The organism is Catenulispora pinisilvae (genome assembly GCF_015356865.1).
GTDB lineage: Bacteria > Actinomycetota > Actinomycetes > Streptomycetales > Catenulisporaceae > Catenulispora > Catenulispora pinisilvae.
The window spans coordinates 21,501-34,487 of sequence record NZ_JAAFZA010000053.1; the positions used below are offsets into that span (position 1 = coordinate 21,501).

Below are 12,987 nucleotides of genomic sequence, written 5' to 3' on the forward strand. Positions count from 1 at the left end.
GATGCCGAAGCGTGAAGATCTGAAGTCCGTCCTCGTCGTCGGCTCCGGCCCGATCGTCATCGGCCAGGCCGCCGAGTTCGACTACTCCGGCACCCAGGCCTGTCGCGTGCTGCGCGCCGAGGGACTGCGGGTGATCCTGGTCAACTCGAATCCGGCGACGATCATGACCGACCCGGAGGTCGCCGACGCCACCTACGTCGAGCCGATCACCCCGGAGTTCGTCGAGAAGATCATCGCCAAGGAGCGCCCGGACGCGCTGCTGCCCACGCTGGGCGGCCAGACCGCGCTGAACACCGCGGTCGCGCTGGCCGAGAACGGCGTCCTGGACAAGTACAACGTCGAGCTGATCGGCGCCAACATCGCCGCGATCCAGTCCGGCGAGGACCGCGAGAAGTTCAAGCGGATCGTCGACGCCATCGGCGAGACCGGGCTGAACGCGCACAGCGCGAACTCGGTCATCTGCCACTCCATGGAGGACTGCCTGGCCGGCGTCGACGAACTCGGCGGCTACCCGGTCGTGGTCCGACCCTCCTTCACGATGGGCGGCGCCGGCTCCGGCTTCGCCCACGACGAGGCCGAGCTGCGCCGCATCGCCGGCACGGGCCTGGCGCTCTCGCCGACCACCGAGGTGCTCCTGGAGGAGTCCATCCTGGGCTGGAAGGAGTACGAGCTGGAGTTGATGCGGGACAAGAACGACAACGTCGTCGTGGTCTGCTCCATCGAGAACTTCGACCCGATGGGCGTGCACACCGGCGACTCGATCACCGTGGCCCCGGCGATGACCCTGACCGACCGGGAGTACCAGGAACTGCGCGACGTCGGCATCGCGGTGATCCGCGCGGTCGGCGTCGACACCGGCGGCTGCAACATCCAGTTCGCGGTGAACCCGGAGGACGGCCGGATCATCGTCATCGAGATGAACCCGCGGGTGTCCCGCTCCTCGGCCCTGGCCTCCAAGGCCACCGGGTTCCCGATCGCCAAGATCGCCGCCCGGCTGGCCGTCGGCTACACCCTGGACGAGATCCCGAACGACATCACCCAGCAGACCCCGGCCTCCTTCGAGCCGGCGCTGGACTACGTGGTGGTGAAGGTGCCGCGGTTCGCCTTCGAGAAGTTCCCGGCCGCCGACAGCACCCTGACCACCACCATGAAGTCGGTCGGCGAGGCCATGGCCATCGGCCGCTCCTTCCCCGAGGCGCTCCAGAAGGCGTTGCGCTCACTGGAGAAGAAGGGCTCGGAGTTCACCTGGGTCGGTCCGGTCCGGGACAAGGCGACGGTCCTGGCCGAGGCCGCGCGGCCCACCGACGGCCGGGTCAACCTGCTCATCGAGGCCTACCGGGCCGGCGCCTCCATCTCCGAGCTGCACGAGTCCACCAAGATCGACCCCTGGTTCCTGGACCAGGTGCTGCTGATCCACGAGACCGCCTGCGAGCTGCGCGACGCCGAGCGCCTCTCGCCCGCGCTGCTGCACCGGGTCAAGCGGACCGGCTTCTCCGACAAGCAGATCGCCGACATCCGGAACCTGACCGAGTCGGTGGTCCGCGAGCTGCGGCACTCGCTGGGCGTGCGGCCGGTCTACAAGACCGTCGACACCTGCGCCGCGGAGTTCGCCGCGAAGACCCCGTACCACTACTCGTCCTACGACGAGGAGACCGAGGTCGAGCCGCGCGGCAAGCCGGCGGTGATCATCCTGGGCTCCGGTCCCAACCGGATCGGGCAGGGCATCGAGTTCGACTACTCCTGCGTGCACGCCTCCTTCGCGCTGCGGGACGCCGGCTACGAGACCGTGATGGTCAACTGCAACCCGGAGACCGTCTCCACCGACTACGACACCTCCGACCGGCTCTACTTCGAGCCGCTGACGCTGGAGGACGTGCTGGAGATCGTGGACGCCGAGCGGGCCGCCGGGCCCGTGGCCGGGGTGATCGTGCAGCTCGGCGGCCAGACCCCGCTGGGCCTGGCGCAGTCGCTGAAGGACGCCGGGGTGCCGGTGGTCGGCACCTCGCCGGAGGCCATCCACCTGGCCGAGGACCGCGGCGCCTTCGGGCGGGTGCTGGCCGAGGCCGGGCTGCCGGCCCCCAAGCACGGCACCGCGTTCTCCTTCGCCGAGGCCAAGGCGATCGCCGACGAGATCGGCTATCCGGTGCTGGTCCGGCCGTCCTACGTGCTGGGCGGGCGGGGCATGGAGATCGTCTACGACGAGGCCATGCTCCACGGCTACATCGAGCGCGCCACCCAGATCTCGCCGGAGCACCCGGTGCTGGTCGACCGGTTCCTGGACGACGCGATCGAGATCGACGTGGACGCGCTGTTCGACGGCGAGGAGCTCTACCTCGGCGGCGTGATGGAGCACATCGAGGAGGCCGGGATCCACTCCGGCGACTCGGCCTGCGCGCTGCCGCCGATCACCCTGGGCGGGCACGACATCAAGCGGCTGCGCGCCTCCACCGAGGCGATCGCCCGCGGCGTCGGCGTCCGGGGCCTGATCAACATCCAGTACGCGCTGGCCGGCGACATCCTGTACGTGCTGGAGGCCAACCCGCGCGCCTCGCGCACGGTGCCGTTCGTGGCCAAGGCCACCGCGGTGCCGCTGGCCAAGGCCGCGGCCCGGATCGGGATGGGCGCCACCGTGGCCGAGCTGCGGGCCGAGGGCCTGCTGCCGCGCGAGGGCGACGGCGGCACGCTGCCCTCGGACTCGCCGATCTCGGTGAAGGAGGCGGTCATGCCGTGGTCCCGGTTCCGGACCCCGGACGGGCAGGGCGTGGACGTCATCCTCGGCCCGGAGATGCGCTCCACCGGCGAGGTGATGGGGATCGACGCCGACTTCGGCAAGGCCTTCGCCAAGTCCCAGGCCGGCGCCTACGGCTCGCTGCCGCTGCGCGGCAAGGCGTTCGTCTCGGTGGCCAACCGCGACAAGCGCTCCATGGTGTTCCCGGTCAAGGCGCTGCACGACCTGGGCTTCGAGATCCTGGCCACCGACGGCACCGCCGACGTGCTGCGCCGCAACGGGATCCCGGCGACCACGGTGCGCAAGCTGTCGCAGGGGACCGGCCCGGACGGCGAGCCGACGATCGTGCAGATGATCGTGGACGGCGGGATCGACCTGATCGTGAACACCCCGTTCGGGGTGGGCTCGCGGCTGGACGGCTACGAGATCCGGACCGCGGCGGTGCAGGCCGGCAAGCCGTGCATCACCACGGTCCAGGGCTTCGCGGCGGCCGTGCACGGGATCGAGGCGTTGCAGCGCGGCGAGATCGGGATCGGGTCGCTGCAGGAGTACGCGGACAAGATCAACGCCTCGCGGGCGGCGGCCTCGGACCCGGCGCGCGCCGCGGACTGAGATCTTCTCGCGCAGGTCTGTGGTCGCGTCGAACTGAGAGAGGTGCCTGAGGTGAGGATCTATCCGAAACTGTTCAACCTGGTGTTCCGTCGGATGGATGCCGAGCAGGCGCACCGCCTCGGCTTCGGCGCGATCCGGGCGGTCGGCGCGCTGCCCGCCGGAAGCGGCCTGGCGCTGCTGGAGCGGCTGTTCCCGGCGCACGACACGGTCCTGAAGCAGACCGTGTTCGGCGTCGGGTTCCCGGCCCCCTTCGGGCTGGCCGCCGGCTTCGACAAGAACGCCGAGGGCATCGACGTGCTGGCCGCGCTCGGCTTCGGCTCGGTGGAGATCGGCACCGTGACCGGCCAGGGCCAGCCCGGCAACGAGCAGCCCCGGCTGGCCCGGCTGATCGCCGACCGCGCGGTGGTGAACCGCATGGGCTTCAACAACGGCGGCGCCGAGGAGGTCGCGCGCCGGCTCAAGCGGCGGGTGGCCAAGCCCGAGCGCTGGGACAAGGTGCCGCCGGTGGTCGGGGTCAACATCGGCAAGACGAAGATCGTGCCGGAGGACGAGGCGGCCACCGACTACGTGGTGTCCACCAAGCTGCTGGCGCCGTACGCCGACTACCTGGTCGTCAACGTCTCCTCGCCGAACACCCCGGGCCTGCGCAGCCTGCAAGCAGTCGAGGTGCTGCGGCCGCTGCTCAAGGCGGTGCGCGCGGCGGCCGACGAGGTGGTCCCGGGCCGGCGGGTCCCGCTGCTGGTGAAGATCGCCCCGGACCTGGCCGACGCCGACATCGACGCGGTCGCGGACCTGGCGCTGGAGCTGCACCTGGACGGCATCATCGCGACCAACACGACGATCGGCCGCGAGGGGCTGAAGTCGGCCGCTGAGAAGGTCGAGACGGCCGGTGGCGGCGGTCTGTCGGGCGCGCCGCTGAAGGAGCGCTCGCTGGAGGTCCTGAAGCGGCTGCGAGCGCGGACCTCGGGCCAGCTGGTGTTGATCTCGGTCGGTGGCGTCGAGACCGTCGGGGACGCCTGGCAGCGCCTGGTCGCCGGTGCCGACCTGGTGCAGGGCTACACCGGCTTCATCTACGAGGGGCCGGCCTGGGCGTCGCGGATCAACCGCGGGATCGCCGAGAAGGTCCGGGCCGGCGGCTACACGAACCTGCGCGACGCCGTCGAGGCGGCCCGCGTCTCGTAATACGTAGACAAGCACACGTATACAAGAGCGCGTATACAAGAAGGAGAGTCGTCATGGCATCAACGTTCGGCGCCCGCCTGCGGATGGCTCTGGACACGCGGGGGCCGCTGTGCGCGGGCATCGACCCGCACAGCTCGCTCTTGGCGCAGTGGGGCCTGACCGACGACGTCGCGGGGCTGGAGAGGTTCTCCTTTACGGTGGTCGAAGCCCTCGCCGACCGGGTCGCGGCGCTCAAGCCGCAGTCGGCGTTCTTCGAGCGCTTCGGCAGCCGGGGGATCGCGGTGCTGGAGCGGACCGTCGCCGACGCGCGCTCGGCCGGCGCCGTGGTGATCATGGATGCCAAGCGCGGGGACATCGGCTCGACGGTGGCGGCCTACGCGGACGCCTATCTCGACCCGACCTCGCCGCTGTTCTCAGACGCCCTGACCGCCAGCCCTTACCTGGGCTTCGGTTCCCTGGAGCCGCTGTACACGCTGGCCGAGAAGAACAACGCGGGCGTGTTCGTGCTCGGGCTGACCTCGAACCCCGAGGGCGCGCAGGTCCAGGGCGCGGTCGGCGCTTCGGGCCGGACGGTCGCCGAGGAGATCATCGCGGCCGCCGCCGCGCGCAACGGCGACGCCTCGCCGATGGGACCGATCGGCGTGGTGGTCGGCGGCACCGTCGAGACGCCGAGCTTCGACCTGTCGGGTCTGAACGGCGCCTACCTGGTGCCCGGCATCGGCGCGCAGGGGGCGACGGCCGCGGACGTGAAGCGGATCTTCGGGGGCGGGGCGCGGAACGTGGTGCCGGCGAGCAGCCGCGAGATCCTGCGGAGCGGGCCTTCGGTGGCCGGCCTGCGGGACGCGGCGGCTCGGACAGTGGAGGAGCTGCGGGGGATTCTGGACTAGGGCTCGTCCCGCCGATCATCCGATCGAGGATCAGGGCTGCTGATCCTCGATCGGCAGGACCGGCCCCGGGCTCACTTCCCCTGGGCTTACTCCCGGGCTCACTTCTCGGCCCGGAACTACCCCGCGCGGCACAGCTCCCGGTCCACCAGGGCGTTGGTGGCCAGCTGGATGTCCTGGCTGCCGTCGCCGGTGCTGGAGACGACGACGGCGCGGCCGGTGCCGGGGGCGACGGCGTCCCAGGTCTGGTAGCCGGGGACGCCGCCGGGGTGGCCGAAGTAGCCGCCGCCGCAGGAGAGCGGGAACCAGGCCAGGCCCAGGCCGTAGCGGGCACCCGGCCAGAAGACGCTCAGCTGGGCCGCCGGGATGGTGGTCTCCATGGCCGCGAGCTGGGCCGGGGCCAGCAGGCGGCCGCCGGTCAGGGCCGTGTAGAAGCGGCCCAGGTCGCCGGTGGTGCTGATGATCGATCCGGCCGCGTCGATCATGCTCGGGTTGAGCACGGTGACGTCCACCGGGTCGGTGCCGCCGAAGGTCGAGTAGCCCTCGGCGTGTGGGCCGCGGATGTACGGAACCGTGCCCGGAATCACGGTGTGGCGCAGTCCCAGCGGCCCGATGATCCGGGCCTGGACCTCGTGGGCCCAGGTCTGGCCGGTGACCCGGTTGATGATCATGCCGAGCAGGACGTAGTTGGTGTTCGAGTACGAGGTGCCGGTGCCCGGCGGGAAGGTCGGCTGGTGCTTCATCGCCATCGCCACCAGCTGGGCCGGCGTGTAGACGTCGAGACGGCCGGCCTGGTAGCCGGCGGCGGTGGCTATCTCGGGCAGGTCGTGGGCGAAGTCGTAGATGCCCGAGGTGTGCTGGAGCAGTTCCTTGACGGTGATCCGGCTGCCGTCGTTGCCGTTGCCCGTCACCACCCCCGGCAGCCAGCGGTCGACCGGGTCCGACAACGACAGCCGCCCCTCGCCGACGAGTTGGAGCACGACCGTGGCGACGAAACTCTTGGTCGCGCTGCCGATCCGGAACCGGGCATCGAGCGGCACCGGCGCTCCGGTGGCGGTGTCGGCCACGCCGGCCCGCACGGTCTGACGCCCGTTCGGCGTGGTCACCGTGACCAGCACACCGGGCGCCCCGGCGGTGTGGATCGCGTCCGCTTCCTGTTGCAGGACGCTGGCAGGCCGCGAGCTTCCTTGGGCCGCGCCGGTGCCGGCGTCGGCGCTGTTGCCGGCGTCGGCGCTGGCAGGTGCGGCCACCGCCAGCCCGACAGCCGCCGTGAGGAGGATCGCGGGCCCGGTGTGATTCAGTGTCTTCCAGCGCATGGTCGATCTCGCTTTCTGGTCGTCGGCGTATCGCTGACAGGGACGCTAGTGAGATCGGGGACACAGACCGCCCCCCCACCGGGGTCACCGTCCATACCCCCGTGGGGGGACGGCTGCGGCCGCGCAGGCGTTTAGGGTCTGAAGCGTGCTGATGCAGACGGTGGACGTGACGGGCGCTGCGACGCGTGCTCTGCGCCGGGTCCCCGAGGACGTCGCCGACGCGGCGCTCGCCGCCGCGTTCCTGGCCGCGATGGTCGTCGAGCGGGCCCGGATGCTGTCGGGGGAGCGGTTGTCGGCCGCGGTCGCGCTGAGCGTGGTCATGGCCGGCGGTGTGGCGTTCCGCCGCCGAGTGCCGTACGCGGGCTACATCGTCGGCTCGACGGCGCTGATCGCGGAGGCGCTGTGGATCGCCCCCAGCCCGATCTCGCCCTACGCGAACCTGGTCTGTCTGTACTCCCTCGGCCTGTACGCGACGCGGAGCCGGGCTCGCTGGGGACCGCTGATCCTGATCCCCGGCGTCGTCGCCTACTTCGCGAAGTTCCCGTCCGCCACGCTCACCATGCCCGCCGGTGTGCTGTTCACCTGGTGGCTCGCCTGGGCCGTCGGGTACGGCGCGGCCCGGCGGCACGAGGAACAGCGGGCGGCCCGCCAGGCGGTGCGGCGGGCGGCGGTGGCCGACGAGCGGCTGCGGCTGGCGCGCGAGTTGCACGACCTGATCGGGCACACGGTCAACGTGATGGTGGTGCAGGCCGGCGCGGGCCGGCGGGTCCTGGACCGGGATCCGGCGAAGACCCGCGAGCTCCTGACGGGGCTGGAGCACATCGGCCGGGACGCGCTCACCGAACTGGACCGGGTGCTCGGCCTGTTGCGGCGGCACGAGCCGGCCGGCCTCAGTGACTCTCTCGGCACCGCGCCCGGTATCGCGGAGCTGCCCCGGCTGGTCGAGCGGATGGCGCAGGCCGGGGTCCAGGTGAGGGTCCGGATGGACCCGTCGGCGTCCGAAGTGATCCCGAGCATGGACCTGTCGGCCTACCGGATCGTCCAGGAGGCGCTGACCAACGCGCTGAAGCACGGCGGCGCCAAGTCGGCGAGGGTCACCCTCCGCCACGACGGGCGGGCCCTGGACATCGAGGTCTGCGACGACGGCCGCGGCAGTCCGGCCGGCTACCTTCCCGGGCGCGGGCTGCTGGGCATCGCCGAGCGGGTCGCGGCGTTCGGGGGCAGCGTCGAGCACGGCGGCATCGAGCACGGCAGCGTCGAGTCCGGCGGCGACCGGGGCGGGTTCCGGCTGCGGGCCGTGCTCCCGGTGCCATGACCGTCCGGGTCCTGGTGGCCGATGACGACGCCCTCCTTCGGGCCGGCGTCGCCGTCGTCCTGGGCACCGCGGACGACGTCGAGGTGGTCGGCGAGGCGGCGGACGGGCTGCGGGCCGTCGAGCTGTGCCGGTCCCTGGAGCCGGACGTCGTCCTGATGGACGTGCGGATGCCCGGCGTCGACGGCATCGAGGCCACCGGCCGCATCGTCGCGGCCGCGCTGCCCACGCGGATCCTCGTGCTCACCACGTTCCACCACGACGAGTACGTGTGGGGCGCGCTCCAGGCCGGTGCCAGCGGCTTCCTGCTCAAGCGTTCCCCGCCCGAGCGGCTGATCGAGGCCGTCCACACGGTCGCGGCCGGCGAGGCGCTGCTGGACCCGGCGGTGACCCGGGACCTCGTCCGACGGTTCGTCGAGCTGAGCGCGGCCGGGGCGGCCCGGCAGACGGCTCCGGCCCGGGCGGCGGCCCAGTGGCGGCGGCGCGGACTGGACCGCCTGACCGAGCGGGAGACGCAGGTGCTCCGGCTGGTCGCCGAAGGCCACGCCAACGCCGAGATCGCCGACCTGCTCGTGATCGCGGAGTCCACCGCGAAGACCCACGTGAAGCGGATCCTCGCCAAGATCGGAGCCCGGGACCGCGCGCAGGCCGTCGTCATCGCTTACCAGAGCGGGCTGATGAGCCCCTGGACGTGAGTGCCGCCCGGCCCAGCTGGTCCGGCTGTGCGGCGGGCGATCAGCCGGTCTCCAGAACGCGCTTGAGCCGGCCGAGCGAGACCTTGAAGAACAGCCTGGTCGTCGGCCCGATGGCCAGCCACCCGATCTTCCCCAGTACCCCCAGCGGCAGCTCCACCCGCTCCCACCAGGTCACCCGGCATCCACCGGTCCCCAGCCGCGCCACCTCGAACCCGCCGGTCCCGCGCACCACGTGCCCGGTGTGCTCGACCACGCAGCGGCGGGGCGGCTCCCACTCGGTGACCGTCATCGTGTCCAGGAAGCCCAGCGGCCCGATCCCGGTCCAGCCCTCCAGCCGGCCGCCGACCGCGCTCGCCGTCCCGCGCACCTTCGTCGCGACCATCCACGTGCCCTGCGACTCCCAGTCCGCGATCGCCTCCCAGGCCCGCTCGGCCGGGACCGCGATGTCCTGCGACACCCTGAGCTCAGTCAAGGCGGGCCACCAGCGTCTTCGGCGCCACCTTGCGGTAGGCGTCCCGGACCATGTCCTGGACGTCGTCCCAGTCCGGGTCGTCGTCGAGGTTGACGCCGAGCCAGCCCCGGACGCCCACGTACGGCGGCCGGTAGAACGTGTCCGGGTCCTGCTCGATCCGCAGCTCCTGCACGCCTTCGGCGGCCGGGCACCAGAAGCCCAGGCGCGCGCCGTGGTGGTGGTCGCAGAACATCACCAGCGTGCGCTTGCCGCGGATGAACCAGGTCGGTTCGCCGTGGCTCTGGCGCTCCTCGACTTCGGGGAGCGCCAGGCAGATGGCGCGGAGCCGTTCGAGGACGGCCGTCTCTTCGGGCGTCATGACCCCATCCTCACGGTCCGCACCGACAGCGTCGAGCCCGTTGAGCGGCCGCTCAACGAACCCTTGTGCGATCCGGTAGCGTCGCGGCATGAGCACCGACACCCGGGACCGCCTGCTGCACGGCACGATCGAGGCGCTGCGGACCCAGGGCATCGCCGGGGTGTCGGCCCGCACCATCGCGGCGGCCGCCGGGGTGAACCAGGCGCTGGTGTTCTACCACTTCGGCAGTGTCGACGAGCTGCTGGCCGCGGCGGCCATCTGGTCGACCGAGCAGCAGGTGGCCGGGTATCGGGAGCGGTTCGGGCGAGTCCGGACCCTGCGGGAGTTGCAGCGGGTCGGCCGGGAGCTGCACCTGCGGGAGAGCGCGAACGGCAACGTCACGGTGCTGGGACAGATGCTGGCCGGGGCCCAGACCAACCCGGCGTTCGCCGCCGCGACCCGCGACGCGCTGGGGTTGTGGACCGTGGAGATCGAGCAGGTGCTGACCCGGGTGCTGGCGGACTCCCCGCTGGGGGAGGTGGCCGACGTGCCGGGGCTGGCGCGCGCGGTGGCCGCGTCGTTCATCGGGATGGAGCTGCTGGCCGCGGTCGATCCGGAAGGGGACCAGGCGGCGTTCCGGGCCCTGGATCAGCTCGGCGCCCTGCTGGAGTACCTGGACGACTTGGGGCCGGCCGCGCGGGTGGCGGCGCGGCGCGCGGTGCGGACCGCGGTACGGCGGTCGGTGCGCGCGTAGGGCGGTCGGTGCACAGGACTGTCGGTGTACACAGGACTGTCGCTGTACGCAGGGCCGTCGGTGCGCGAGTAGGGCGGCGGCGCGCAAGCGGAGCCGCCCCGCCGGATCGGAATGGAGCCTCAGCCCCCGCCGAGCAGCTGCGCGTTCGCGGCCTGGACCATCGGCGCGAACTCCGGGAACTCCACGACCTCGATCCCGGCGGCGCGCAACAACTCCGCGCCCTGGCAGTCCTCGACCAGCAGGGAGGGCTCGCGCCAGGCGAACACCACGCGGCGGATGCCGGAGTCGATGATCAGCTGGGTGCAGCTGACCGGCCGTGACTTGCGGACCGAGCAGGGCTCCAGCGAGGAGTAGACGGTCGCGCCGGGCAGCCGCGGATGGCCCGGCGCCACCCGGGCCAGGGCCGACTCCTCGGCGTGGACGTGCTCGTCGGTGTCGCGGGACCAGCCGCGGGCCAGCTCGCGGTCGTCGGCGTCGATGATCAGCGCCCCGACGTTGAACGCGCGCGGCGCCGGCGGGCAGCGCCAGGCGAGGTCGACGGCGGTACTGAGCCATTCCCGGTCCTCGCCGCGGGTGCGGGCCGAGAAGGACGGATGAGCGGAGGCGGCGTCGGTGGTGGTCACTTTCCAAAGCCCTCGGTTCTGATCGGGTCCGGTGGGTGGGTGCCGGCCCAGGGCGGGCGCGGCCGTGCGGCCGGAGTGGGGGAGGCGCGGGACGCGGGACGGTAGGGGGTGACCGGGCCGCGGTGGCTGACGGAGACGGCACTGTCTGTGGTCACAAGTCCCAACAGTAGTCGCGGTGCGGCGCCGTTTCTCGGGTTCGGCGCCAAGCCGCCGTACGATCGGGCGAAGCGCCGGGGGCGCGGATTGGTATCTTGATCGGCATGCTCCACCCCATACCGCCGGCGGCCGTCCTGTTCGACATGGACGGTCTGCTCATCGACTCCGAGCCCACCTGGTTCCAAGCCGAGCAGGACCTGCTCGCCGCCTACGGGATCACCCTGGGCCCCGAGCACTACCCGCACGTCCTGGGCAAGCCGATAGAGGTCTCGACGGCCTACCTCCTGGAGCTCACCGGCCACCCGGTCGGCGCCGCCGAGTTCGCCGCCGGCATCGAGACCGCCATGGTCGAGCGCCTGCGCGACGGCGTCCCGATGATGCCCGGCGCCAAGGACCTGCTGGTGGAGCTGGAGGCCGCCGGCCTGCCGCTGGCCCTGGTCTCGGCCTCCTCCCGCCGCATCGTCGACGCCTGCCTGCCGCTGATCGGCCCCGACCACTTCCGGGTCACCGTCTCCGGCGACGACGTGGAACTCGGCAAGCCCAACCCGGACCCCTACCTGCTCGCGGCCCGGCACCTGGACGTCGACCCGGCGCGCTGCGTGGTCCTGGAGGACTCGCCGACCGGCGCCGCCGCCGGCCACGCCGCGGGCTGCCGGGTGATCGCCGTGCCGCACGCCGCGGAGGTGGCCGCGCGCGAGCGGGTGACGATCGTGGACTCGCTGCGGCGGGTGAACCTGGCCTTCCTGCGGGGGTTGTTCGACGAGCGGACGTCGGACGACAGATAACTGGCCGGGCAGTACTGCGGACTGATGCCCGCCGCCCGAAGTCAGTAACCTCGGGCACCACAATGAGGCGCGGATGCGAAAGCACTGTGCGGTGCTTGTCGAAAAGCCCGTTCTCGGCGCCGAGCAAGTCGTCTTGCTCGGCGCGCGGAATCGGTGCCGCGAATCAGGGACCTGGTTTGCCAACCAGTCCCTACTCGCCCTCACCCTCCGCCGCCACAGCCCGCCCTCGTTGCCCCGGCACCGCCTCCGAAGCCTGGACCACCTCGACCGGCGGCAGCGTCGGCGGCGTTCCGCCGAACTCCGGGCACAGCGCCTTGTGGTCGCACCAGTCGCACAGGCGCGAGGGGTTCGGGCGCCATTCGCCGCGTTCGGCGGCGGCGCGGATCGCGCTCCAGAGAGCGGCGACTTTGCGTTCGGTGGCGCGCAGGTCGCCTTCGTCGGGGTCGTAGGTGACGATCTGGCTTTCGCCGCCGAGATACATCAGTTGCAGGCGGCGGGGGACCACGCCGCGGGTCTTCCACAGGACCAGTGCGTAGAACTTCATCTGGAACAGGGCTTTGCCTTCGAAGGCCGGGCCCGGTGCGCGGCCGGTTTTGTAGTCCACGACTCGGATCGCGCCGTTGGGGGCCACGTCGAGGCGGTCGACGAAGCCGCGCAGCAGGAGGCCGTCGGCGACGCGGGCGTGGACGAACAGTTCGCGCTCGGCCGGCTCCAGGCGGTTGGGGTCCTCCAGGCGGAAGTAGCGCTCCAGCAGGTCCACGGCGCCGGCCAGCCAGGCCTCGTCGCCGCCGGCCTCCTCGGCGAGCGCCTTCAGTTCCGGGTCGGCCTGGACCATGCGCTCCCACTCCGGGGAGAGCAGGCTGGAGGCCGAGGTCGGGGTGCGCTGGCCGGTCGGCAGGTCGAAGAGGTGCTCCAGGACCGCGTGGACCAGGGTGCCGCGGGTCGCCGCCGCGCTCTTGCGTTCCGGGAGCTTGTCGATGACGCGGAAGCGGAACAGCAGCGGGCAGGTCATGAAGTCGGACGCCCGGGACGGCGACAGCGCCATCGGGAGCGGGATGGTGGTCAGGGCCGTGGCCGAGGGCTCCGTGGCTTCAGCGGCGGGTGCGTCCAAAGCGTCCATGGGCCTGGACC

Annotated in this window: 12 protein-coding genes; 7 read left to right on the forward strand and 5 right to left on the reverse strand. The window is 72.1% G+C overall.

Going from position 1 to position 12,987, the window contains the following annotated elements; all coding sequences use genetic code 11:
- Nucleotide 1: 1 nt before the first annotated feature.
- Genes carB through pyrF form a run of 3 tightly spaced genes read left to right on the forward strand, consistent with a single transcriptional unit; the run spans nucleotide 2 to nucleotide 5,409 of the window.
- Nucleotides 2–3,340, forward strand: coding sequence for a carbamoyl-phosphate synthase large subunit (carB, locus tag IZR01_RS17000; RefSeq protein WP_194897942.1), 3,339 nt, complete (start codon nucleotides 2–4; stop codon nucleotides 3,338–3,340).
- A gap of 51 nt (nucleotides 3,341–3,391) precedes the next feature.
- Nucleotides 3,392–4,522: a quinone-dependent dihydroorotate dehydrogenase gene (locus tag IZR01_RS17005; RefSeq protein WP_194924399.1), complete on the forward strand. Its 1,131-nt coding sequence runs from the start codon at nucleotides 3,392–3,394 to the stop codon at nucleotides 4,520–4,522.
- A 53-nt stretch (nucleotides 4,523–4,575) separates the two neighbouring features.
- Nucleotides 4,576–5,409: an orotidine-5'-phosphate decarboxylase gene (gene pyrF / locus IZR01_RS17010; RefSeq protein ID WP_194924400.1), complete on the forward strand. Its 834-nt coding sequence runs from the start codon at nucleotides 4,576–4,578 to the stop codon at nucleotides 5,407–5,409.
- A gap of 116 nt (nucleotides 5,410–5,525) precedes the next feature.
- Here the strand turns inward: pyrF and IZR01_RS17015 are convergent, their stop codons facing one another.
- Complete coding sequence (locus IZR01_RS17015) at nucleotides 5,526–6,722, reverse strand: serine hydrolase domain-containing protein (RefSeq protein ID WP_194924401.1); 1,197 nt, start codon at nucleotides 6,720–6,722, stop codon at nucleotides 5,526–5,528.
- A gap of 151 nt (nucleotides 6,723–6,873) precedes the next feature.
- On the opposite strand from IZR01_RS17015, the gene IZR01_RS17020 reads away from it, so the two are divergent.
- The gene (locus tag IZR01_RS17020; RefSeq protein ID WP_228559634.1) at nucleotides 6,874–8,037 is read left to right on the forward strand and encodes a sensor histidine kinase; all 1,164 of its coding nucleotides are present in this window, start codon (nucleotides 6,874–6,876) and stop codon (nucleotides 8,035–8,037) included.
- On the forward strand, nucleotides 8,034–8,729 hold the full coding sequence (locus IZR01_RS17025) for a response regulator (protein WP_194897947.1): 696 nt from the start codon (nucleotides 8,034–8,036) through the stop codon (nucleotides 8,727–8,729). Before IZR01_RS17020 ends, IZR01_RS17025 begins: the two co-directional genes overlap by 4 nt.
- 40 nt (nucleotides 8,730–8,769) lie before the next feature.
- Here the strand turns inward: IZR01_RS17025 and IZR01_RS17030 are convergent, their stop codons facing one another.
- Together IZR01_RS17030 and IZR01_RS17035 are read right to left on the reverse strand one after the other, a co-directional pair.
- Nucleotides 8,770–9,201 (reverse strand): SRPBCC family protein, encoded by a 432-nt coding sequence (locus IZR01_RS17030; RefSeq protein WP_194897948.1) that lies wholly within the window; start codon nucleotides 9,199–9,201, stop codon nucleotides 8,770–8,772.
- Nucleotides 9,194–9,559 carry an MmcQ/YjbR family DNA-binding protein gene (locus IZR01_RS17035; protein WP_194897949.1) on the reverse strand — a complete coding sequence of 122 codons (366 nt, stop codon included), beginning with the start codon at nucleotides 9,557–9,559 and terminating at the stop codon, nucleotides 9,194–9,196. The genes IZR01_RS17030 and IZR01_RS17035 overlap by 8 nt, the downstream gene beginning before the upstream one ends.
- 88 nt (nucleotides 9,560–9,647) lie before the next feature.
- Here IZR01_RS17035 and IZR01_RS17040 point away from each other — a divergent pair, with 88 nt between their 5' ends.
- The gene (locus IZR01_RS17040) at nucleotides 9,648–10,292 is read left to right on the forward strand and encodes a TetR/AcrR family transcriptional regulator (protein WP_194897950.1); all 645 of its coding nucleotides are present in this window, start codon (nucleotides 9,648–9,650) and stop codon (nucleotides 10,290–10,292) included.
- Nucleotides 10,293–10,411: 119 nt separating this feature from the next.
- On the opposite strand, the gene IZR01_RS17045 is transcribed toward IZR01_RS17040, so the two are convergent.
- Complete coding sequence (locus IZR01_RS17045; protein ID WP_194897951.1) at nucleotides 10,412–10,915, reverse strand: cytidine/deoxycytidylate deaminase family protein; 504 nt, start codon at nucleotides 10,913–10,915, stop codon at nucleotides 10,412–10,414.
- A 260-nt stretch (nucleotides 10,916–11,175) separates the two neighbouring features.
- Between IZR01_RS17045 and IZR01_RS17050 the strand changes: the two genes are divergently transcribed.
- On the forward strand, nucleotides 11,176–11,856 hold the full coding sequence (locus IZR01_RS17050) for an HAD family hydrolase (RefSeq protein ID WP_194924403.1): 681 nt from the start codon (nucleotides 11,176–11,178) through the stop codon (nucleotides 11,854–11,856).
- 190 nt (nucleotides 11,857–12,046) lie between these two features.
- Here the strand turns inward: IZR01_RS17050 and IZR01_RS17055 are convergent, their stop codons facing one another.
- Complete coding sequence (locus IZR01_RS17055; protein ID WP_228555237.1) at nucleotides 12,047–12,976, reverse strand: RecB family exonuclease; 930 nt, start codon at nucleotides 12,974–12,976, stop codon at nucleotides 12,047–12,049.
- Nucleotides 12,977–12,987 lie beyond the last annotated feature (11 nt).